Source organism: Nocardia pseudobrasiliensis NBRC 108224, assembly GCF_001613105.1.
Classification (GTDB): Bacteria; Actinomycetota; Actinomycetes; order Mycobacteriales; family Mycobacteriaceae; genus Nocardia; species Nocardia pseudobrasiliensis.
The window spans coordinates 416,288-438,209 of the sequence record NZ_BDBS01000005.1 but is presented as its reverse complement, the minus strand read 5'-3'; the positions used below and the strand labels follow the sequence as shown (position 1 = coordinate 438,209).

General features: G+C 67.0%; 19 protein-coding genes. 8 read left to right on the top strand and 11 right to left on the bottom strand.

From position 1 onward, the window contains the following. Nucleotides 1-101 precede the first annotated feature (101 nt). Nucleotides 102-1,286: a PucR family transcriptional regulator gene (locus NP4_RS08900; protein ID WP_067994656.1), complete on the top strand. Its 1,185-nt coding sequence runs from the start codon at nt 102-104 to the stop codon at nt 1,284-1,286. On the opposite strand, the gene NP4_RS08895 is transcribed toward NP4_RS08900, so the two are convergent. Both NP4_RS08895 and NP4_RS08890 read right to left on the bottom strand, forming a co-directional pair. Next, nucleotides 1,287-1,940, bottom strand: coding sequence for a TetR/AcrR family transcriptional regulator (locus tag NP4_RS08895; protein ID WP_067994654.1), 654 nt, complete (start codon nt 1,938-1,940; stop codon nt 1,287-1,289). It lies immediately after the preceding gene. Between the two features lie 39 nt (nt 1,941-1,979). Then, complete coding sequence (locus tag NP4_RS08890) at nt 1,980-2,696, bottom strand: class I SAM-dependent methyltransferase (protein WP_082875679.1); 717 nt, start codon at nt 2,694-2,696, stop codon at nt 1,980-1,982. Between the two features lie 235 nt (nt 2,697-2,931). Between NP4_RS08890 and NP4_RS08885 the strand changes: the two genes are divergently transcribed. Further along, nucleotides 2,932-3,480 (top strand): hypothetical protein, encoded by a 549-nt coding sequence (locus NP4_RS08885; protein ID WP_067994652.1) that lies wholly within the window; start codon nt 2,932-2,934, stop codon nt 3,478-3,480. Here the strand turns inward: NP4_RS08885 and NP4_RS08880 are convergent. From NP4_RS08880 to NP4_RS08865, 4 genes are all read right to left on the bottom strand, one after another. Next, nucleotides 3,477-4,883, bottom strand: coding sequence for an amino acid permease (locus NP4_RS08880; RefSeq protein ID WP_082875678.1), 1,407 nt, complete (start codon nt 4,881-4,883; stop codon nt 3,477-3,479). The genes NP4_RS08885 and NP4_RS08880 overlap by 4 nt on opposite strands. Nucleotides 4,884-5,214: 331 nt before the next feature. Then, nucleotides 5,215-6,240: a phosphotransferase enzyme family protein gene (locus NP4_RS08875; protein WP_082875698.1), complete on the bottom strand. Its 1,026-nt coding sequence runs from the start codon at nt 6,238-6,240 to the stop codon at nt 5,215-5,217. 13 nt (nt 6,241-6,253) lie between these two features. Further along, on the bottom strand, nt 6,254-7,603 hold the full coding sequence (locus tag NP4_RS08870; protein WP_067994646.1) for a purine-cytosine permease family protein: 1,350 nt from the start codon (nt 7,601-7,603) through the stop codon (nt 6,254-6,256). A gap of 25 nt (nt 7,604-7,628) precedes the next feature. Further along, nucleotides 7,629-8,507, bottom strand: a complete 879-nt coding sequence (locus tag NP4_RS08865) for an SGNH/GDSL hydrolase family protein (protein WP_067994643.1) — start codon at nt 8,505-8,507, stop codon at nt 7,629-7,631. 140 nt (nt 8,508-8,647) lie between these two features. Between NP4_RS08865 and NP4_RS08860 the strand changes: the two genes are divergently transcribed. Then, nucleotides 8,648-9,889, top strand: a complete 1,242-nt coding sequence (locus NP4_RS08860; protein WP_082875677.1) for a glycosyltransferase 87 family protein — start codon at nt 8,648-8,650, stop codon at nt 9,887-9,889. Then, nucleotides 9,886-10,491, top strand: coding sequence for a TetR/AcrR family transcriptional regulator (locus NP4_RS08855; protein ID WP_245997792.1), 606 nt, complete (start codon nt 9,886-9,888; stop codon nt 10,489-10,491). The genes NP4_RS08860 and NP4_RS08855 overlap by 4 nt, the downstream gene beginning before the upstream one ends. Before the next feature lie 3 nt (nt 10,492-10,494). Here the strand turns inward: NP4_RS08855 and NP4_RS08850 are convergent, their stop codons facing one another. After that, nucleotides 10,495-12,213 (bottom strand): cutinase family protein, encoded by a 1,719-nt coding sequence (locus tag NP4_RS08850; protein ID WP_169813695.1) that lies wholly within the window; start codon nt 12,211-12,213, stop codon nt 10,495-10,497. 492 nt (nt 12,214-12,705) lie between these two features. On the opposite strand from NP4_RS08850, the gene NP4_RS08845 reads away from it, so the two are divergent. Beyond that, the gene (locus NP4_RS08845; protein WP_245997790.1) at nt 12,706-14,037 is read left to right on the top strand and encodes a family 1 glycosylhydrolase; all 1,332 of its coding nucleotides are present in this window, start codon (nt 12,706-12,708) and stop codon (nt 14,035-14,037) included. A 304-nt stretch (nt 14,038-14,341) separates the two neighbouring features. Here NP4_RS08845 and NP4_RS08840 read toward each other — a convergent pair whose 3' ends face one another. Beyond that, nucleotides 14,342-15,172 carry a serine hydrolase family protein gene (locus NP4_RS08840; RefSeq protein WP_211335854.1) on the bottom strand — a complete coding sequence of 277 codons (831 nt, stop codon included), beginning with the start codon at nt 15,170-15,172 and terminating at the stop codon, nt 14,342-14,344. 36 nt (nt 15,173-15,208) lie between these two features. Next, the gene (locus tag NP4_RS08835; RefSeq protein WP_067994632.1) at nt 15,209-15,868 is read right to left on the bottom strand and encodes a TetR/AcrR family transcriptional regulator C-terminal domain-containing protein; all 660 of its coding nucleotides are present in this window, start codon (nt 15,866-15,868) and stop codon (nt 15,209-15,211) included. Between the two features lie 59 nt (nt 15,869-15,927). Here NP4_RS08835 and NP4_RS08830 point away from each other — a divergent pair, with 59 nt between their 5' ends. Beyond that, entirely contained in the window at nt 15,928-16,737 is an 810-nt protein-coding gene (locus tag NP4_RS08830) for an alpha/beta fold hydrolase (RefSeq protein ID WP_067994630.1), read from the top strand. Between the two features lies 1 nt (nt 16,738). On the opposite strand, the gene NP4_RS08825 is transcribed toward NP4_RS08830, so the two are convergent. Next, nucleotides 16,739-18,127 carry a lipase family protein gene (locus NP4_RS08825; RefSeq protein WP_067994627.1) on the bottom strand — a complete coding sequence of 463 codons (1,389 nt, stop codon included), beginning with the start codon at nt 18,125-18,127 and terminating at the stop codon, nt 16,739-16,741. A 285-nt stretch (nt 18,128-18,412) separates the two neighbouring features. Here NP4_RS08825 and NP4_RS08820 point away from each other — a divergent pair, with 285 nt between their 5' ends. Together NP4_RS08820 and NP4_RS39785 are read left to right on the top strand one after the other, a co-directional pair. Then, a complete protein-coding gene (locus NP4_RS08820; RefSeq protein WP_067994624.1) occupies nt 18,413-20,587 on the top strand; it encodes an amylo-alpha-1,6-glucosidase in 2,175 nt (724 codons plus the stop codon). 1 nt (nt 20,588) lies between these two features. Next, nucleotides 20,589-20,738: a hypothetical protein gene (locus tag NP4_RS39785; protein WP_245997788.1), complete on the top strand. Its 150-nt coding sequence runs from the start codon at nt 20,589-20,591 to the stop codon at nt 20,736-20,738. Nucleotides 20,739-20,759: 21 nt separating this feature from the next. Here the strand turns inward: NP4_RS39785 and NP4_RS08815 are convergent, their stop codons facing one another. Next, entirely contained in the window at nt 20,760-21,896 is a 1,137-nt protein-coding gene (locus NP4_RS08815; RefSeq protein ID WP_147287937.1) for a hypothetical protein, read from the bottom strand. Between the last annotated feature and the right edge of the window lie 26 nt (nt 21,897-21,922).

Genomic DNA, 21,922 nt, shown 5'->3' with positions numbered 1-21,922 from the left:
CTTTCACGCCGGACTGTTGCGTACCGGCGGGCACGCTCGCTAGGGTTGGCCGCTACTGGGAACGTTCGTGTTCCTCGAAGACGCAAGTGCGGAGCTCCTCCATGAACGGTCGCGCAAGGCACGATGTCCGGAACCTGTCGCGGCAACTGGTCGGCCACTTCGCCACCCATGTGGCGCCGTGCGCCACCCTGCCCGGTGACGCCTTACGCGGCGACATCACCGCGGTCACGCGAATCTGCCTGGAGCTGACCATCGATGTGCTCGAGGGCCGCCAGCCCGACGACAAGGTCGAATTCCTGCAGCAGGCCGCGGCGGGCTGGGCCCGCGAGGGCATTCCGATCGATACCGTGCACCACGCCGTGCACGAGGGCTTCAAACTGGCCTTCGATCTGCTGCTCACCCAGGCCGAACCGGATGAGCGCCCGGCCGATCCGGCGCAATTGCTGCTGCGCGTGCTCGACACCATCACCCCGGCGGTCGCCCTGGCCTATGTGCGCGAACACCAGGCCGCCGTGAGCGAACACCATACGGCCGTGCACACGCTGGTCTCGGCCCTGCTCTCGGGCCATCCGACCTCGACCATGGCCCGCGAGAGCGGTATCGAGATCGCCGCGGAGTATGCGGTACTGGCCATGAGCGTGCCGCGTCACCGCGACGAGGCCCATCCCGGTGTGGACACCAAAGTCGTTGCGCGCCGCAAACTTCGGCGGTTACAGACCGAACTGTCGCGCTGCTGTGGCGGCCGTGCCTTGTCGCTGCTGAGCGTCGACGGCGGCACCGTCCTCGTCCCCATCGACGCGATCGCCGACGCGGAACTGGACCGGCTCATCGCCCGATTGTCCGAGGCGGCACAGGTTCCCGTGACCGCGACCGTGGTCACCGCCGTTACCACCGAGATCCCCGACTGCGCCGACCGCGCCCACGAACTGCTGGATACCGTCCTACGACTAGGCAGCCCGCCCGGCCTGTACCGCTTCGCCGATCTGGCGATGGAATATCAGCTCACCCGCCCGGGCCCCGGCCTCGATCGCCTCGGCGCCCTGCTCGATCCCCTCGACGACCATCCCGATCTCCTCGAAACCCTGCGCAGTCATCTCGCCACCGGTCTGTCCCGGCAACGCACCGCCCGCCAATTGCAGGTGCACACCAATACGGTCGACTACCGGCTCAAGCGGGTAGGCCAACTCACCGGCCTGGATCCCACTCAGCCCAGCGGACTCTGGTATCTGCGCGCGGCGCTGGTCGCGCGAACCTATCGCAAATCGGCCCCGGCGCTGGAGTCCTGATCAGGCGCGGGCGTCGCACAGGGCCAGCGCGGTCCGGGTGAACAGCGGCGCGAGATCCGGCAGCGCCGCGGCCCCCTTCCCGTTCAGACAGGCCCGAATCCGATCGTCGATACCGCCGAGCAGCATGTCCACCAGCCCGGGATCGGGCGGTTCACGCAGATCACCGGCCGCCACACCCGCCCGCGCGATACCCATGACGTAATCGGCGAACAGGCCGTGCACCCGCGCGCGGTGCGCGATCAAGGGTCCGCCCGCCACGAGTGTTTCCACATACAGCGCGCGGGTGGCCTCCGGTGCACCCGCGAGCACCTCCAGATAGACCTCGAACGAGGTCCGCACCCGCGCGGCGAAATCCCCTTCACCCCAGTCCCCGATCGCCGCGCCGACCCGGGCCAGACCCAGTTCGACCCCGAAATCGTAGGCGGCGGCGAAACATTCGTCCTTCCCGGCGAACATCGCGTAGAACGTCCGCCGCGCCACCTGAGCGCGCGCCACGATATCGGCGACCGTGGTCGCGGTGTACCCGAGTTCGCCGACCACGACCAGCGCCGCCCCGCACAGCCGCCGATACTGGGACGACTCCACCTCCGCACGGCTGAGCCGATGCCGGCCCCGTGGCAGGGGCCCGGCCGCGCTGTCGGTCCGCACACTCATGACCCAAGAATATGGACAACCGACCGGTCGGGCGTGCCGTCAGTTCCGCAGGGCCTCGAGTTCCCAGGTCGGCAGCAGCATCGCGCCGGTGGGATCCAATTCGGGTTCGAAACCGTTCGCCCGGAACGTATCCAAGACCTCCGGCGGCGGGGAGATGGCCGTGACCCGGTCCAGCCTCAGCGCGACGAGGTTCCATTCGGGCGTCGAGAACAGTTCGCGCAGTTCGGATTCCGCGATCGGATAGGGCGAGTACAGCCTGGCGACCGAATCCTCGGGGAAGCAGAACTGGATCAACCGTCCGCCCGGGCGCAGCACCCGGTGCAGCGCCTCGACATTGGTCCGGCGCTGCCGGGGGTCGAGGCAGTGCAGCAGCATACTGCTCACCACGGTGTCGAAACGGCCGTCGTAGCCGGCGAGTTCGGTGGCATCGCCGACGGCGAATTCGACCCGCACACCGCGTTCGGCGGCACGGGCGCGGGCCATCTCGATGGCCGTGGGCGCGCCGTCCAGCCCGGTCACCCGGTAGCCGCGCTCGGCGAGGAAGACGGCGTTGTCGCCCGGACCGCAGCCCACATCGAGCACATCACCCGAGATGCGGCCCGCCGCTTCGTATTTCACCAATAGCGGCTGCGGTAGCCCGGTATCCCAGGGCATCCGATCCATGACGACGCCCTCCACCAGGGTGCCCTCGCGATAGCCACGCTCGAAATCGATGGTGGCGGGGTCGATCTGCGGTCCTGGCTCGCGGTCGGTCATGAGATCCGTCCCTCGGTAGGGGTGTTCGCATCCGTCGAGGGGAGTGTAGACCCGAAATCGGAGGAAATAGCTCCGTTTGGAAAGAACGCTCGCGACACCCCGAAATTCACCTGCGGCGATGCGCCGGGAAATGTATTTGCTAGAAGGTAGCCTTGCTTTTCGGCAAGACGGTCGTCCGTCTTGTCCACCTGTCAGGACGACAGAGAATCGAGCACCTATGGCCACGATAGGGCAGTTGAGGGCGGCACTGGCGATCCTGCGCGGCGAGATCGAGCAGGTCACGGAGCAGGTGTGGCGCCGGGAGATGTCCGGCGCCGACGCGCCGGGCGTGGAACACGCCATGCTCGCGGGTTTGCTGTATCGCCTGCTCGGCGCGGATCTGCGCAGAGCCCTGAGCCAGGCGCCCGATGTGGCCAGCCTGTCGGATCGGGCGCGCGCGGCCGGGCCGGGCGCGGTGGAGCTGAGCGAGGAAGACCCCTCGGCCCAAGCCCATTTCGAGGCCTACTGGCTCACCGACCGGATCGCCCAGCTCTACGATTCGGCCGACCAGGTCCCCCCGCCGCTGGCCGCGGCGGCCTATACCGCCGAGGCCACCCGCACCCTGCTGCGTATTCACTACGACCAGTCCCGCGGCACGCGTCCGGAGGACGGATACGCCTACTGGGAAACCATTCTCGAACAGCTCGACCGCGCGCGGACGCTGGCTCGGACCGCCCACGCGGCGGCCGAGACAGCGCCACAGATCCGGATTCCCGCGACGATGGTTCGTCCGCGCGCTACCTAGCGTCCCTTGCGCAGCACCGAATGTCGCACGCCGTAGGTGAAATACAGCGCCAGGCCGACGACCATCCAGACCAGGAACCGCAGCCAGGTCTCCACCGACAGGTTCAGCATCAACCAGATACAGGCCAGCACGGCCAGGATCGGAATCAGCGGAACCAGCGGAACCCGGAAGCCGCGCGGCAGATCGGGGCGGGTCCGGCGCAGGATGAGCACGCCGATCGAGACCAGCACGAATGCGAACAGCGTGCCGATATTGACCATTTCCTCGAGCGTGCCGAACTCCACGAAGCCGGCCAGCACCGCACACACCACGCCGACGATGACGGTGATCCGCACGGGCGTGCCCTTGTTACCGGTGTGCGCGAGTCCGCGCGGCAGCAGTCCGTCGCGCGACATCGCGAACAGCACCCGGGTCTGGCCCAGGTACATCACCATGACCACCGTGGTCAGACCGGCAAGCGCGCCGATCGAGATGAGGTTCTTCGCCCATGTCACACCGTGAATCGCGAAGGCGGTCGCGAGAGTCGCGTCGCCGCTTTGCAGATCGGTGTAGGGCACCATGCCGGTGAGCACCAGCGAGACCGCCACGTACAGCACGGTCACGATGATCAGCGAGCCGAGAATGCCGCGCGGCACATTGCGCTGCGGGTTCTTGGTCTCCTCGGCGGTGGTGGCCACCACGTCGAATCCGATGAACGCGAAGAACACCAGGCTCGCCGCGGCCAACAGGCCGTACCAGCCGAAGGTGCTGTTACCAGCGCCGGTCAGCCACGAGAACAGCGTCTGATGAATGCCCGAGCCGCCCTCACCCGGCTTGGACGGCGGAATGTAGGGGCTGAGGTTCTCGGACTTGAAGTAGGTCAGGCCGACCACGATCACCAGCGCGATCACCGCCAGCTTGATGGCCACCGCCACCGCCGACACCCGCGAGGACACCTTGGTGCCGATCGCCAGCAGCACGCCGAGCACGGCCAGCAGCAGCACCGCGCCCCAGTCGAAGCTGACCGATCCGAAATGCAGGATCGGCGTGGTCCCGATGACCTGGCCGAGATACTGCGACCAACCCTTGGCCACCACCGCGGCCGCGAGCGCGAATTCCAGGATGAGGTCCCAGCCGATGATCCACGCGGCGAGTTCGCCGAAGGTCGCGTAGGAGAAGGTGTACGCGCTGCCCGCGACCGGCACGGTCGAGGCGAATTCCGCGTAGCACAGCGCGGTGAGACCGCATGCGATCGCGGCGAAGACGAAGGCCAGCGAGACCGACGGTCCGGCCACGGTGCCCGCGGTGCGCGCGGTCAGGGTGAAGATGCCCGCGCCGACCACGACGGCCACGCCGAAGACCGTGAGGTCCACGGCCGTCAGATCCTTGCGCAGTTTCGCATCGGGTTCGTCGGTGTCGCGCATGGACTGTTCCACCGATTTCGTGCGGAACAGCGCGCCCCATCCGCCGGGCGACTCACCTCGGGTCGTGCCCTGTTCTGAACCTGGGATAGCCAACCTCTTACTCCTCTGTCGTAGCTGTCCCCCGCTCGACCCGCGGCGAGCACTAGCAGCGAGCAAACATAGCAGCCCGACGGAGTGATCTAGGTCTCCGGGTTCCGGCGACAAGAATATGCGAGGCGGGCCGTCGGTTCGCCCGGTTTGTCCGGCAAAGTGGTGTCCGGTCGACAAATTTGCCGGGTTCTGGCTCGAAAGTTCCGACCGGCAGGGTAGTTCCGAGCGCCTGTGGGCTCGCTCACCTGGTCAAATGATCAATCATTGCGAGCAGCTCCCGGCCCGCCGCCGAACCCGCCCAGCGCAGGTGACCGACGAGGTAGTCGCGGTAGGCGATTTCGGCGTTGTCGCGATTCGGCTTCGGCAATACGGCCAGGAAGTAGTCGATTTCGGAGAGTTCGTAGGCGATGTGCGCGAGCGGGAACAGCCGCGGCAGCGCGTCGCGTTCTACGGGGGTGAGCTGGCGGATCTCGCGGTAGGCGGCCAGGAACGCCGCGAGCTGATCACCGGCCACCCCGGCCCGGCCGGTGTCGCGCAGCCCGATCCAGTCGACGGCGAACCGTTCGATCGCCACGGCCAGATCGAAGACCGCGGTCGTGCGGTCGGCCAGGCCGAAATCGAAGACCGCGCCGATCTCGTCACCGCACCACAGCAGATTCGTTCCGTGCCAATCGTTGTGCGTCCACAGCGGCGCGAGCCCGGTGATATCGACCGGCGGCCAGGCCAATTCGGCGCGCCACGCACGTCCGGCCAGAAAGCGCGCGACGGCCGGGCGAGCGGCCGCGTACCGCTCGACCGTCGCGATCGGATCGGTGCACAGGGCGGCGGTCAACGGTCGGGGCGGTCGGGCGGGGGCGTCGAAACCCTCGGCGGCCAGGTGCATGCGCGCGAGCATCCCGCCCGCCGCCTCCGCATGCGCCACCGACAGATACGGCGTCCACGAGAACACGCCCCGATACCGGTCCTCCCCCACACCGAGCTCATGCATCTCGTAGGCGAATTCCCCGCGCGCCCAAGACCGTACGGCCGGGACCGCAATTCCGCCCGAGCGCAGATGAGCCATGAACGCGTGCTCCTCGGCCAGCGCCGCGGCATCGCGCAGCGCCACCGGTACGCGCTTGACCACCACTCGCCGTCCATCGGCCAATCGCACCCGGGCCGTCGACGAGAGCGGTCGCGGACTGCGCCACTCGATCTGCGCCCCCTCGGCTATCTCGTCCGGACGCAGTGGCGGCCAATCCGATTCGACCATCGGATCGGTCCCCATGCCGAACACCTGATCAGGCAGCGGCCCGCCCCCGGCGTTCGATCAGCACCAGCACACCGGTCGCGACCGCCGCGACCAGGAACGAGAACAGCGAGGCCGACGACCACCAGTCCGGATGGAAGCCGATCGCGTCCTGCGCCCGCTCCCACAGCCGGGCCCACCACGACACCGAACCCGGATTGCACAGCTGATACACCGCGAATCCGAGCACCCACGGCAGCAGCATGAGCGGCCGCGCGGGCGCATGCTCCGACAGATCCCAGCCCGCACGTCCCCGACCGAAGAAGTAGTCCACCACCAGCACCGCGCACAGCGGCACGAAGACCGATCCGATCAGCAGCAGGAAATTCGAGAATCCCGTGAAATCGTGGACGCCCAAGGCCGATACGGTCGCCAGCGCCCCGACCGCCGCCGCCAGAATCCGCCGATCCACCCGCGGCAGCAGATTCTGCAGCGACATGGCCGTGGAATACACATTCGCGAACGACTGATCCGATTCGCGCAGCACCAACACCGCGAAGAACACCCATCCGGCGCTCACGCCGAGGAAGGTGTCGAAGATCCGGTCGACATCGCCGCCCACCTGGATCAGCGCGACGATACCGAGCAGATAGCACCAGATCTGCCCGGCCGAATATCCCAGTAGCGTCGCCCCGGACGCGGCCCGCGCCGAATGCGCGTGCCGGGTGTAGTCGGCGGCCAGCGGCACGAACGACACGGCCACCGCGAGCGCGGTGTCCACGGCCGGGAAGAAGCCGCTCCACGAGGCGCCCTCGACCTGCGGCAGCGGATTGCGCAGCAGCTGCACGGTGAAATACAGCATCGAGATGGCGACCGCGACGGTCACGTACTTGCGCAGGATGTGCAGCACCGACAGCGGCCAGATCGCCATTGCGGTGCACAGGATTCCGGCCGCCACGATCACCGGCGCATGTCCGAACCGGCCGTGTGTGATGGCCTGGAATCCGCTGGCGATGACCGTCAGCTCGTAGACGCCCCAGCCGATGCACTGCGCGATATTGGCGAGGGTCGGCGCGTACGACAGTCGAGTCCCGAACAGCCCCCGGAAATTCGCCATCGCCGGAGCCCCGGTCCGCGCGCCGACCGCGCCCGCGGCCGCGACCATTGCCGTCCCCACCACCGTCCCCAGTACGGTCGCGACGATCGCCGCGACCACCGGCAATTGCGGATGCCCACCGGGTCGCAATACAGCGATGGCCCCGGTGAAGCCGATGAGACTCACGCCGAGATTGATCCAGAACGCCGACTGATCGGCGAAGGACAAACTCCGCGGCGGTTCGGTGGTGAGGGTGAGCGGCGCCTCGGCATTCCGAGATCGCCGCTGCTCGCGCGTAGTGGCCATAACGGCTCTCATGCTAGGGCGTTACTCAGCCCGCCAACGCCTGGAGGATCGTACGAGCCTGATAATCGGCGCCCAGCTGATTGGGATGGAACGGCACCGCGGGCCCGGGCGGGTTGGCGGACACCGGAATCAGCCCTTCCACCCATCGAACTCCCGGCAGCTGGCACGCGTCGTGGCCGACACTGCCCGAATAGGTATCGACGAATTCCGCCCCGGCCCGCCGCGCCGCATCGGCCAGCATGGCGTCCAATTCGACGAGTTTGCGGCCGAGCCAGCCCGCATCGCTGTCGGAGATCGGAATGACCGGATAGCACCCGCGCCCGGGGCGGGCTCCCTGGAAGTAGTCGATCAGCAGAATGCGAGCGCGCGGCGAGCGCGCCTTGATTCCAGCCAGCGTCGCGAGCACCTTCGGCTCGGCCGCGTCGATATTCGCCGACATTCGATCGACGCCGTTCACGACCAGTGCGTCCTGACACGGCGTCGCCGTCGGATCCACGGTCAGGCAGCGCTGCACGGTCGCGGCCAAGGACGCGTCGTTGCCGCCGATTCCGATGGTCACCAGATCGGTGGTGGGCGTGAGCCGATCGAATTGCGCGGGGTTGGCACCCAGCCGCGTCACCTGTGGGGAGGTCATATCGATCGTCTCCGCGCCGCCGCAGCTCGCATCCCGGAAGACCGGAATCCGCAGGGCCGCGGCCACCTGTTTGGGATAGTTGCGCCGGCTCTGCGTGCATCCCAGCGGCACATGATCGCCGGTCGCCTGACTCAGCGTCGCATCGGCCGCCCACGAATCCCCGAGGGCCACATACTCTTCGTAATCCCCGGGTCCCGAATCGGCCACCGCGGGTGCGCTCAGCACCCCCACCGCCACCAGCAGGACACCAACCATCGACGGCAACGACATCTCGCGCACCGACCGAACTCCTAGACCCCGACCCGGTTCCAGATCTGGACTCGTGTCCAGTAAACTGACGGTAGCACCGCGGGTGCGTCCGCGCGGCCCGAGCGCACCGGACCGGTCGGCGACCGGTAACCTCGTGCTGGATGGTTAGTGTCTCCACCTCCGCTCCGACGAAGTCCTCGGCTCGTCCCTTCGGTCGTCCGCTGTGGCTGGTCCCGCCGCTGTTGATCGCGGTCGCCGTCGTCTGGCTGACCCATCCGACCTGGCCGCTGACCCCGATCAAGCGTGAGTTCATCGACCTGCAGGTCTATCGCCTCGGTGTCCAGGCGTGGTGGCACGGCGCCGATATGTACGGTTCGCTGCCCAAGACGAGTATGGGCATCAGCCTGCCGTTCATCTATCCCCCGTTCGCGGCGCTGGCGCTGGGCCCGTTCGCGATACTGTCCTGGCATCCGGCCGCGACCGCGTTCTTCGTGGTTTCGACGCTCGCCTTGGCGGTGACCATCTATCTGACGGCCCGGCGGCTGTGGACCGGCAACACCCAATTGGCGCTGTGGGCGACCGCCTGCGCCATCCCGCTCGGACTACTGCTCGAACCGGTCCACTCCACCCTCGACTTCGGCCAGGTCAACCTGCTGCTGATGGTGCTGGTGGCCGCCGACTGCCTGGCGCTGCGACCGAAGTGGAAGCGCGGCATGCTCATCGGCGTCGCCGCCGCGATCAAGCTGACCCCGGCCGCGTTCGTCATCTACTTCCTGGTCCGCAAGGATTACCGCGCGGCCGTCACCGCCGCGGTGACGGGGGCCGCCGCGACGCTGTTGGCCTTCGCGATCATGCCGCACGAATCGACCCGCTACTGGTTCGGCGGCATGGGCAATGTCTCCGGGCTGAGTGGTTCGGCCTTCCACACCAATCAGTCGATTCAGGGCGTACTCGCCCGCCTGCGCGTACCCGAACCGGCCTTCACCGCGCTGTGGCTGATCCTCGGCGCGCTGCTGCTGGCGCTGGTGGTGACGGCCATGCGTCGCGCGAGCGACAATCCGGCGCTGATGGTGTCGTTCAACGCGGTCTTCACGCTGCTGGTCTCGCCGATCTCGTGGTCGCATCACTGGGTGTGGATCGCCCCGGCCCTGCTGGCCGGGGTCGGCGCGGCCGCGCACCGGCCGCTGCGCTCGGCGCTGATCTGGTACGCGGTGGTCCTGGCCACCGCGGTGGTCTTCGTGATCGGCCCGCAGAACTGGGAGCCCGGCGACAATAATCGCGAATTCTCCTGGACCCCTTGGCAACACATCATCGGTAATACCTACGTGTGGCTGAGCGTGCTGTTGGTTGCGCTGTTCGTCGCGGCCACCCGGCGGGGCGCGACGCGTAATCTGACATCGTGAGCGAGACAGCGATCTCCGATCGCCGCCTCCAGCGTGGGGCACGATCGCGTCAGACCATCACCCGCCGCGCGGCCGATATCGCCTCCGTCGACGGGCTGGGCGGGGTGAGTTTCGGTCGGCTGGCCGACGATCTCGACATCAGCAAGGCGGGTATCCAAACCCTGTTCCGGACCAAGGAACAGCTCCAGCTCGCGACCATCGAAACCGCGCGCACGGTCTTCCTCGACGAGGTCGTGACGCCCGCCCGCGACACCGCGCCGGGCCTCGAGCGAATGCGCGCGCTGATCGACAACTGGCTGGCCTATATCGAGCGCCCGGTCTTCCCCGGCGGCTGCTTCTGGACCGCCACCCTCGCCGAATTCGACAGTCATCCCGGCCCGGTCCGCGACGCGCTCACCCAGCGGCGCGCCGACTGGCTGCAGACACTGATCGGACATCTCGAAACCGCTGTCGCGGCGGGCGAACTCGGACCCATCGATCCCGAGCTGATCGCCTTCCAGATCGAAAGCATGCTCAATCACACCAATATCGCTCTGCGCCTGGGTAATTCCGACAGCGTGCGCCTGTTCCGCCGCGCCGTCGATCAGTTGCTGAGCCGATGATCCTCAGCGCCGCCGCGCCCACCCGAATCGCCGCCGCCGGGCCGCGACGCCGATCAGGAAGCGCTCCCGCGGCATCCACACCCACGACAGCAGATGCGTCAGCACGGCGATACCGATGAACAGCAGCAGCCACAGGTAGTATCGGGCCACCTCGCGATCCATCCCGATCGGCTGCCACCAGGCGACCTCGCGGTGCTCGATGGGCGTGGCCTGGGCGGTGCCGATGGCCGGTTGTTCGGCGCTGTCGGTTCCCACAGCCGGTTGCGGCAGCGGCTGCGGCACCGGTAAGGGTTGCGCCGCAAGCGATTGCGGGGTCGGCCGGTTCGGCTGCGCGGCCGGGACGCGCGGATCGGACAGATCCCGCGCCAACGCGGTGAACCAATCCGCCACGAACTGCACCGCGGAACGCCCACCGGCCGAGGCGAATACGTACGCGCCGTGCTGACGACCGGTGTCGAGATACTGCGTCCAGATGTCGGGATCCGCGGCCGAGAGCGTATCGTCGAGCAGTTGCGCCACGGCGTCGAACATCTGCGTGAACAGATGGAACGCATGGGCTTTCGGAATCGGGCGGCGCACCGACTGCACCACCTTCTCCGCGAGTCGACGCACGCCGTCGAGCGGATCGGCGGCCGCGGTGACGTAGGCGACCTCGTCGGTAGTCAGCGTCGCGCCGGTGAGCGCGATCAGGGTGTTGAGCACACTCGTGCCGAGTTTCAGCAGCGTCCGGCTCGCCGCCGCGTCGGCGGGTTGCGTTCGGGGATCCGACATCTCGGCGAGCCGCTGACTCAGCGGCGTCTGCCGCGACAGCGACAGCGTGCCCAGCGACTGGCCCGCCAGATCCCGATCGGCGACGTCGACGGCCGTCTTGACCGCCATATCCTGTAACGCCTTCAGAATCGAAGTGAACGCGGCCATCGGATCGTTGGGGTCCAGATCGGCCTGCCCCGCGATATTCACGATCGTGCGCAGCATGGGCAGATCGGCCGGGGCGTCACAGGCCAGATCACCCGCCATGCACAGCGAGGCGACCCGGCCGCTCAGCGCGCCGAAATCCACGGCGATGTCCTGATCGGGTCCGATCCCGCCGCCCGACAGGCTCTGCTGCGGAAATGGCTGCAGCCGGGCGACTTCCGTTCCCGCGGTACCGGGCGCGGCCGCCGGTGAACGGCGTCCGGGGCTGCCCGGAAACAACGGGGCGCCCGGCCGGCGCGTCGGGTCGGCGATCAGCGCCACGGCCGCGACCCGATCGGCCGGAACCTCACTGCGGCCCTGCCCGACCTCCTGCGCGAACATCGAAACCACGTGCGCGCCTTGGGAATATCCGACCATCGCCAATTCACTGTCGGGACATTTCCGGACCACATCCACCGCCATCTGCCGCAGATGTTCGAGTCCGCCGGTCACCGATACCGAATACGGCACCACACCGCCCGGCACCGCCCCGCCGAAGGCCGCGTCGTAGGGCACATAGGCCCGCGCGACCAGCCCGCGAGCGGTGCCGAGCACAGGCTCCAGCACCGCGGCCAGCATTCCCGAATCCAATGACACCGGCGCGTCCGGGGCCGACTGCCCCGTACCCTGCACCGCCAGCACATACAACCCCGGACAGCCTTGCAGCGGAACCGAAATCGACTGCGGATCGGCATTCGCCACCGCCACCACACCGACGGTCGGCAGCACGAGCGCAGCGGTAACCCCGCGCCGGACCACCGACGTCACGCTTGTCCTCGACACGAAAATCGACCCCTCGCAGCGACTTACGGCCCCTTGACAATGCATCGCGAACCCCACCGGCCCGGGGCGGAGACGAAGCTGGGCGGCTCGAAACCCGCCCCGGGCCGCGGGTCAGACCTCAGAACGCCGCGGTGGCAACGTTCCCCAACCCGGTGAGCAGAGCACCGACAACGCCGCCGAGTGTGGAAACGAGAGCGGACAGAAGACCCATGGTTCTCCTCGAGTAGTAGCGACATTTCGTTGTTTCCGCCCGGCGCACGGCACGGGCGGCGCTCCCGTACGACCGGGCGCCATCATGCATTCGAAGCTGTGTTCGTTCCGGATGGGATCGACTTTCGATCGGACATGTCCCCCGAACCGCGCATTTTTTCTTTCCATCCAGAACGGCGCCGGTCGCGAATACGATCCGTGATCTTCATGTCGCGCCGTCCCGCAACAACATTGGCCCGGGCGCTGCTCGCCGCTATCGTCATAGGTGTGAGCGCCTCAGCAGTTCCAGCACAGGCCGCATCCGAACCGCCCGGTCGGGTTGACCCGCTGCCCGCCGATTTCCTCTGGGGCGTAGCGACATCCGGCTTCCAGAGCGAGGGGCACGCACCCGCGAGCAATTGGACCGGCTATATCGACAACCCGGCTTTCGGACACGAGAAGTTGCGCGATTCAGTCGACTTCTACACCCATTACCGCGAAGACATCGCGCGCGCTGCGGATTTGGGCGTCAAGGTCTTCCGGTTGAGCGTCGAATGGGCACGGGTGCAACCGCAGCCGGGTCGATGGGACGAGGCCGGTTTCCAATTCTACGAGCGCGTGCTCGCACAGATCACCGCCGCCGGTATGCAACCGATGATCACCCTCGACCACTGGGTCTATCCGGCCTGGCTCGGCCCGAACGGCTGGGAGGATCCGGGCATGGTCGACAAGTGGCTCACCAACGCGCGCAAGGTGGTCGACCGTTTCGACTCGCCGAAGACGTTGTGGGTCACCATCAACGAGCCGGTCGCCTATATCGTCCAAGAGCTCAATCATCATCCGGGTCCCGATTTCGACGGTCGGTTCCACAAGATGGAAGACAGTTTCGCCCAGGCGCACAACGGAATCTACGACTACATCCACGGCAAGCGCCCCGACGCGATGGTCACCAGCAATATCGGATTCGTGTCCAGGGACGACGAGAGCGTCAACGGCAGAATCTTCGGGCTGATCCGCGACAAGCTCGACTTCGTCTCCGTGGACTACTATTTCGGCGCCACGGTCGATCTCGCCACACGCCGCGGCCCACGTCTCGGCGCGACCGCCGACGGCTCACAGCTGTGGAATATGCCGCTGCAGGCCGAGGGCATCTACTACGTCATCCGCCGCTATGTCACCAAGATCGTCGGCAACAACGCCACACCCGAACAGAAGCGAAAGGTGAAGATCTACGTCGCCGAGAACGGCATGGCCACCAAGGACGGCTGCGAGGACCCCACCTACTATCGCCGGGCCGACTATCTGCGGGATGTCACCTACTGGCTGCAACGCGCCCGCATGGACGACTTCAACGTCATCGGCTACAACTACTGGAGCCTCACCGACAACTACGAATGGGGTTCCTACACACCCCGTTTCGGCCTGTACACGGTCGACGTCACGACCGACCCCGCACTGACCCGCAAACCGACCTGCGCGGTGGATGCCTATCGAACCGTCATCCGCGACGGCGGCGTACCGCCGGACTACCTCCCGACCCGCGCCCCGGTGGTCCCCTCCCTGGTCGACCCGCCGAGCAGCGTCACCGACCCGGTAACCTTGCCACCTCGCAGCGGATAGGCCGAAGTAATCGAACGCCTCGGCTTCGAGATCGTGGGCACCGTCCCCGGAGCGCTCCGCCATCCCACCCGGGGCCGCATCGGCCTGCACATCATGTACTGCGAACTGGGCTCGCCCTCATGAGTCCGGATCGAACAGCAGCCTGGCCACGGTCGTGGTGGTCTCCGCGCCGGTCTCGTAGCCGTTTTCGACGAGCTTGGTGTTGTCGGTGATCGCGAGGGTGTAGCGGGCGTCGGGGCCCGCGAAGCCCGCCGAGTGGGTGAGCCAGGAACCGTCGTCGTCATCGTGCGAACTGGGCTCGCCCTCATGAGTCCGGATCGAACAGCAGCCTGGCCACGGTCGTGGTGGTCTCCGCGCCGGTCTCGTAGCCGTTTTCGACGAGCTTGGTGTTGTCGGTGATCGCGAGGGTGTAGCGGGCGTCGGGGCCCGCGAAGCCCGCCGAGTGGGTGAGCCAGGAACCGTCGTCGTCATCGTCGGACCAGCCGTTCTTCAGACCCGGCCGGGCCTCCGAGCCCGCGCCCCATACGCCCCAGCGCTGTTCCGGTCCCACGGAACGCATTTCGTCGATCAGATAGTCGCGGATGGTTGCGGGCAGTCCCTCCAGCACATGGTTGACCAGCCGGTCGAAATCGTCGGCGGTGGTGAGAATCCAGCCCCAGGTGTGCTCGTGTTCGTCGGAGAATCGCATATCGGTCATGCCGTAGCTCGGGAATCGAGCCCCGAATTCGGCCGCGCCGCCGAAGCGATTCCACAGGGCGTCGGCGGCGTCGTTGTCACTGGAATGCAGCATGGCGTGCACGAGGGCGCGGTCCTCGTCGGACAGCCGCACGGCCCCCGCGTCCTCGCGCAGCAACAGATCGACCGCCATCGCCAGTTTGGGTACGGAACAGCCCCACATGAGCGTCGAGGAGTGTTCGGTGCGCCATACCGCGCCCGTAACCCGATCCCGCAGCACCACACCCGCGAAACCCGGTCGGGTACCGAGATATTCGGTGACCTTCGCCAATCGCTGCGGCGCCATCGGACCGACGATATCGTGGCGTCGAACAGTACCGCCGCCACATCCGCCGACCGTCAGCACGACGACCGTCAGCGTGGCGGGAATCAATATCCGTCGAACCCGCGTGGACATCACGTCCGCAATTGTGCCCACGCGCCCCGGCCGACACTCCTAGGCGCGCTGAGTCTCCCGCGCCAGCGCTTCGGCAGTGCCGTCGACGAGCGCTCGCAATCCGTGCCGATAGGCCCGATCGCCCACCGTGCCGGCACCGGCGCGCAGGGCCGTCAGCAGCGGCGCATCGGCGTCGAGCAATTCCGTCAGGGCATCGAGACGGTTGGCGGCGAGGCGATCGACGGCCGTCGGGCGAATCTGTTCCCGCAGCACGAAACCATTGGTGTATTGGGTGATCGCCGTCAGTGTTCGCATGGCCAGCGCCGCGCCGAAACCCCGCTCGACCAGCACCACGAGCTCACCGTTGAACCGTACGATGGTGTGCTCACTCAACCACTCGGCATTGGTCACCACCCGCGCCCCGTCTCGATGGGCGAGCAGCGTGCGGCGGTACTTCTCGCCGCGCCTGGTCAACCAATCCTGCCAGGTCTCGTTCGCGCGCGGCGGACGCACGCGGGCCGCCGCGATGATCGCATCGGCCATACCGTCGAGCAGTTCCTGCTTACCGCGCACATGCCAGTACAGCGCCGGTGACTTCACCCCGAATTCGGCCGCGAGCCGACGCACCGACAGCCCGTCCAGCCCGACCTCGTCCAGTAGGCGCAACGCGGTATCGATGAGTATTTGCCTGGTCAGGCCCGGGCGATCGGCGGAAGACATCATTGACACCTTAGCAGTGCTAAGTCACACTTAGCACTGCTAAGGCGAATGGAGTGGTGATGGATTCGATGGTTTCGGCCGACGGCGTCGATATCCAGGTCTTCGACGAGGGCAGCGGGCCGCCGGTTCTGATCATCGGTCCGGGGCTCGACGACGGCACCCGCACCCGTAAACTCGCGGCGCTGCTCGCGCGCCGGTTCCGCGTGATTCGCCTGCGCCGCCGCCAGTATCGACTGGATCTGCTCGAACGCGGCCCGTTCGACGTCGCGGACGAGGTCGCCGACGTCCTCGCCGTCGCCCATCGCCTCGGCACACCGCTGCTCGTCTACGGTCACTCCTCCGGGGGCGTGATCGCACTGGAAGCTATTGCCGCGGAACAGCATTCGTTCACCGGCGCGGTGATCTTCGAACCGGCGGCGGTACTGGACGCACCCTGGTCCGGCCCGAACGGCGAAATGATCACCGCGGCCCGCGCCGCGATAGCGGCCGGTCGATCCGGCCGGGCGATGGCCCTGTTCGTCCACGCCGTGATCGGACTGCCGCGCTGGCAGTCCCTGGCCGTCGGCCTGCTCACCGCCCTGACCCCACGCCACCGCCGCCTCGTCCCGTGCCAGATCAACGACCTGGCGGCCATGGACCACCTGGGCCCCCGACTCGACACCTACGCCCGCATCACCGTCCCGACCGTCCTACTCGGCGGCGACCGCAGCCCCGCCAGGCTCACCGAGCGCGTCGACGCGGTGGCCGGAGTCCTACCGCACGCACAGCGAATCTCCTTGCCTCGCAGCGATCATGGCGCGGACGTCCGCCACCCCGACCGGGTCCGCCGGGTCATCGAGGACCTGGCGGACCGGGTGCTGGAACCCTGACCTACCGCGCGCCGACCGGATATCCGGTCAACAGACCCGCGATGGCGGGCCATTTGTCGCCGAGCAGTTTGACGAAATCGCCTGTGCTGAACGATGTGAACGGGCTGGTGATGGTGCAGCCCTTCGCGGCGGGAACGCCGTTGAGCCGGTCGATGATGAACTGATATCCATCCGGGAGCCAGCCCATGATGCCGATGATGTGCTCGGCCAGGAATTCTCGCGTGTAGGTGACGCTGGCATTCGGATCGGCACAGTAGCCGTCGACGACTCGATCGGTGCCCGCGTTCGGGATGAACTCGTCGTTCTGCGCGTGATAGATGTACATCGGCACATCGGGGGTGTGCTGGCCGAGTTGCTGCGCGGTGATCGCCGCGCTCAGCGCGGGAACCTCGAGCGGATCACCGGGGCCGGTATAGGAGCCCAGAAAGTTCCAGAACGGAAACAGCGCCGAGCCCATCGGATGGCACAGCAAACCCTTGACCGAGGTCATGAACCGCCCGAACCAGTCGTACTGGGTATCGAACGCCTGCTGCACCTCCGGATACTCGGTGGCGAATCCGTGCAGCGCCGCACCGATGAGCCCCGCGCCCAGATTCGAATTGTTGAACCGCAGCACCGCCTTCAGATCGCCCATCGCGACACCGCCGATCGAAACGCCCGCGATATTCAGCTCGGGCGCGTAGACGTCGTGATGTTCGGCCACCCATCCGGTCGGAATCGTGCCGCCGGAGTAGCCCATCAATCCCACGGGCGTCGCCGCGCCCGCGGTCAGCTGCAGCGGTGCGAAACTCTCGGCCGCGCGAATCCCGTCCAGCGTCGCCTGCCCGCCCAGAATGGCCGCGCCGTAGGCGGAGTTCGGCCCCTGATAGTCCGGGATCGCGACCGCCCAGCCCTGCGAAATGCCAAGCGCCACAGCCAGCGACGTCTCCGCCGAATTGACGTAATCCGCGGGAATCGACCCCTGCTGCACGACATAGGACATCGCGCAGTACTGCGCGGTGGAGTCCTCGGCGACCTGGTACGACAGCAGCTTGAACCCGCCCTCCGGTGCGGGCCCCCGCGGCTTCAACAGCGTGGTCACGGTTGCGACGGCGTTGCCGCGACTGTCGTTCGTGCGATACAGCACCTGCCAGGCGTCGATATTGAACGGCGCCACCGACAGCAATGCGGGCGTGATCTGCCGCGCCTTGATGATCCCGCCCGGCGGCGTATCGGCGATGACATCGGCGGGAGCCTTGTAGAAGGGATCCATCTCCGGCGGCACGACCATCACCGGAAGTGGCTGAACAGGCACGTCGGAGCGCATGGGTACCGCGTGGGCACCACCGGTAGCGACCGTGCCGACCAGGACGAACAGAATGCCGGCGACCGCGGCGGTACGAAACCTCATATCTTCCTCATCTGAAAAAGAGAATGGAGATTTCCTTACCGTAGGGTGGCGTGGGTCACTCGTCAACAGGCGGATCGATGTCGCATCGCTCGACCGCCGCCCGAGTCGAACAATTCCGGTCGGTAATACCGATCCTCCCCCTCTTCGCGGCCGACTCGAGAGAGGATGGGTGGCGATGAGTTTGCGGAAAATTCGCTCTTTTCTCGACAGATCCGCCCTGGTAGGGGGAGTATCGATGCGATCACTACATATCGTTTCCGCTGCGGGACGCGGAGGAGGAATGCGATGAGCAGTACCTTGCCGCGAATATTCAATGCCGGGCCGCCGATCGGAGTCGGCGGTCAATCGACCATCACCCTGGTCGAGGCGGCCACGTTCTGTCTGTCCGATCAGCTCGGCGATATCCATCCCTGCGGGACGCAGGGGCTGTATTACCACGACACGCGGGTGCTGTCGCGGTGGGAACTGCGCGTGGACGGGCATCCGCTCGACCCGCTGACCGTGCTGGCGGGCGAGGCGTTCAAGGCCCGGTTCGTGCTGCGTATGCCGCCGCGGGCGGGGCTGGCCGACAGCACCGTGCTGATCGAGCGCCGCCGCCTCATCGGAGAGGGCTTGCGCGAGATCGTGACCGTGCACAACCTCGGCAGCGAGGACACCGCGCTCACCATCACCCTGCACGCCGATGCCGATTTCGCGGACCTGTTCGCCGTCAAGGAGGGCCGGACCCATCTGAGCGGCGCGGAGGCCGCGGTCGTCGGCGAACAACTGCGGCTCAGCGACCACGACGATCCGGGTCGCGGGCTGCTGGTCACCGCGACCGGACGTCCACAGGTCCACCCGGGCACGTGCACGTGGCACGCGGTCGTACCCGCGCGCGGTGAATGGCAGACCACCCTGCTGGCCCAGCCGGTGGTCGGTCACCATCCGGTGCGGATGTCGATCACCGAGGAGGACAATCCGAGTCGCCGCATCAAGGCCTGGCGCGCTTCCGCAACCAATCTCACCGCCTCCGACGCGGGCCTGGCGCACATCCTGCGCCACACCGAAAGCGATCTCGGCGCGCTGCGCATCGAAGGCAGTGTGCGCGTGGAGGATTCCAGCGGCGGCCCGCCCGCCTACGTGGCCGCGGGCGCGCCCTGGTTCATGACCCTGTTCGGCCGCGACAGCCTGATCACCTCGTGGATGGCGCTGCTGCTGGACGGCGATCTGGCCGTCGGCACGCTGCGTCAGCTGGCCGAACTGCAGGGCAGTACAGTCGACCCGCTCACCGAGGAGGAGCCGGGCCGCATCATGCACGAGATGCGCCGCGGACCGGCCGGTGACCGGGTGCTCGGCGGCAGCGTCTACTACGGAACCGTCGACGCCACTCCGCTGTTCGTCATGCTGCTCGACCAGTGCCGCCGCTGGGGCGCCGACGCGGAGATCATCGACGAGTTGCTGCCCGCCGCCGACGCGGCACTGGACTGGATCGATCATTTCGGCGACGCCGACGGCGACGGCTTCGTGGAATATCAGCGCAAAACCGATCGGGGCCTGGCCAATCAGGGCTGGAAGGACAGCTTCGACGCCATCAACGATGTGACCGGCCGCCTCGCCGAGACGCCACTGGCGCTGTGCGAGGTGCAGGGCTACACCTATGCCGCCCGGCTGGCGCGCGCCTCGATCGCCGAGGCCCGTGGCGATGTCACCACCGCCGAACGGCTGCGCGGCCAGGCCGCCGATCTGCGCAAGCAGTTCGACGAGGCGTTCTGGATTCCCGAATCCGGCTGGTACGCCATCGCTTTGGATCGGCGCAAGCGCCGCGTGGACGCACTGACCAGCAATGTGGCGCACTGCCTGTGGACCGGAATCGTCCCCGACGATCGCGCCGCTCAGCTCATCGAGCGACTGGCCGATCCGGCCATGGACAACGGCTTCGGGCTGCGCACCCTCGCCACCGGCATGGGCGCGTACAACCCGATGAGTTATCACAACGGCTCGGTCTGGCCGCACGACACGGCCATCGCGATCGCCGGGCTGATCCGCTACCGGCATCTGCCCGGCGCGACCAGGCTGGCCGAACGTCTGGCCGAGGGTCTGATCGATGCCGCCCTGGCCTTCGACGGCCGGCTGCCCGAATTGTTCTGCGGCTTCCCCCGCGACCAATTCCGCACGCCCATCCCGTATCCCACGTCCTGCTCCCCGCAGGCCTGGGCGTCGGCCACGCCGCTGCTGCTGGTTCGCTCGTTCCTGGGATTGGAGCCCGATGTCCCGGGACGCGAAATCGCGCTCGCACCGCTGTTGCCCGAGCGCTGGGGTCGACTCGTCCTCGCCGATCTACGGCTGGGCCCGGCCACGGTCACGATCGAGGCCGAGGGTTCGGACGGGTGTGTGAGGGGTCTACCCGCCGACTGGACGCTCACCGAGCAATCCGGCCGGCCACCGCTGCAAGTTCCGAATATGTCGGACAAGGAGGTGTGACATGGCAGTACATCGAACAGCGAACCGCACAAGCCGGTCGCGCACGCAGGGCCCCACCCGCGATCAGCTCTACAACGAGGCCCGCAGGCGCGGTATCCCGGGCCGTTCCAAAATGAACAAGCGCCAGCTCGCACGGGCGCTCGGACGCTAGCGGCCTCCTCGGGCCCTGGCCTCAGGGCCCGAGGAACGCGAGCGTCGCGATGTACATCAATCCGCAGAACAACGGCCAGAACACCAGTTTCGGGAACAGATTCTCCCGCCACATCACGATTTTGCGCAGCCCACCGGTCAGCAGCATGGTGGCATTGAACGCGACCAGCAGCGTCATCATGTAGAGCGAGAAGTACCAGAATTCGATGTAAGAGATTCCGGCCGAACCGGTTTCGGTGCGCGCGGCATTGTCGTTGACCGCCACGACGAGCACCGTCGACACGGAGAAACCGATGATCGCGAAGGCCGTGAAACCGGAGATGGTGCGCCGATCCGGATCCGTCGTGATCACGAACAGCGACAGGAACATCAGCAGCGCCAGCAGCAGCACCGGCACGATCCGGCCGATCAGCGGACCCACCAGGCTGCGATCGATGCCGAGATTGAAATACAGATCCGCGGCCTGATACGCCGCCCGATTGTGCTGCAGTCCGAATTCGCGATGTTCGAAACTGAAGACCGTGTAATCGGCATGCCAACTGCCCAGCACCAGACCGGGATCCAGACCCGCCAGCTTCGCCGTCTCCCACGGTTTGGGGAACGCCTCGAAATCGGGGACCAACTGCACCGGCCGATGCAGATCGGCCGACCGCATACGCAACCAGACATCCTGGCGGTCCAGCGGATAGTCCCGATAGTCGAACTGCTGGCGGAAGGTGCCGTTGAACGTCCACACCTCGATGCGGGTGCCGCGGTCGTCGAAGTTGAAGGCGGGGGTCACGGTTCGCGGATTGTCGCCCTCGGGCAGCAATACGCCGTGCACCACATCCGGCGGCAGCGCGGGGTCGATTCGCTGCCAAATCATGCCGGTCGCCTTGACCGCGTAGGGATTCACGAATTCCAGCGACAGCATGAGCACGCCGGTCGGAATCCGGTAGTGGGCCTCGCCGGGCTTCCACTGTTCGGCGACCGCCCGATCGACCTCCTCGGGTGAGGTGGCGACCGATCCGATGACGGCCGAGGATATATCCGGCTCGTCGGCCTTGAACCACGAATGCACGGTGCCCGCGGCCAGCAGCACCGATACGAGAAGTGACAGCATCCACCACATATGGCGGTGCAGTCGGCGCATCGCGGGTGTTTCGCCTACATCGGCCACTCCGATATATTAACCAATAATTTGCC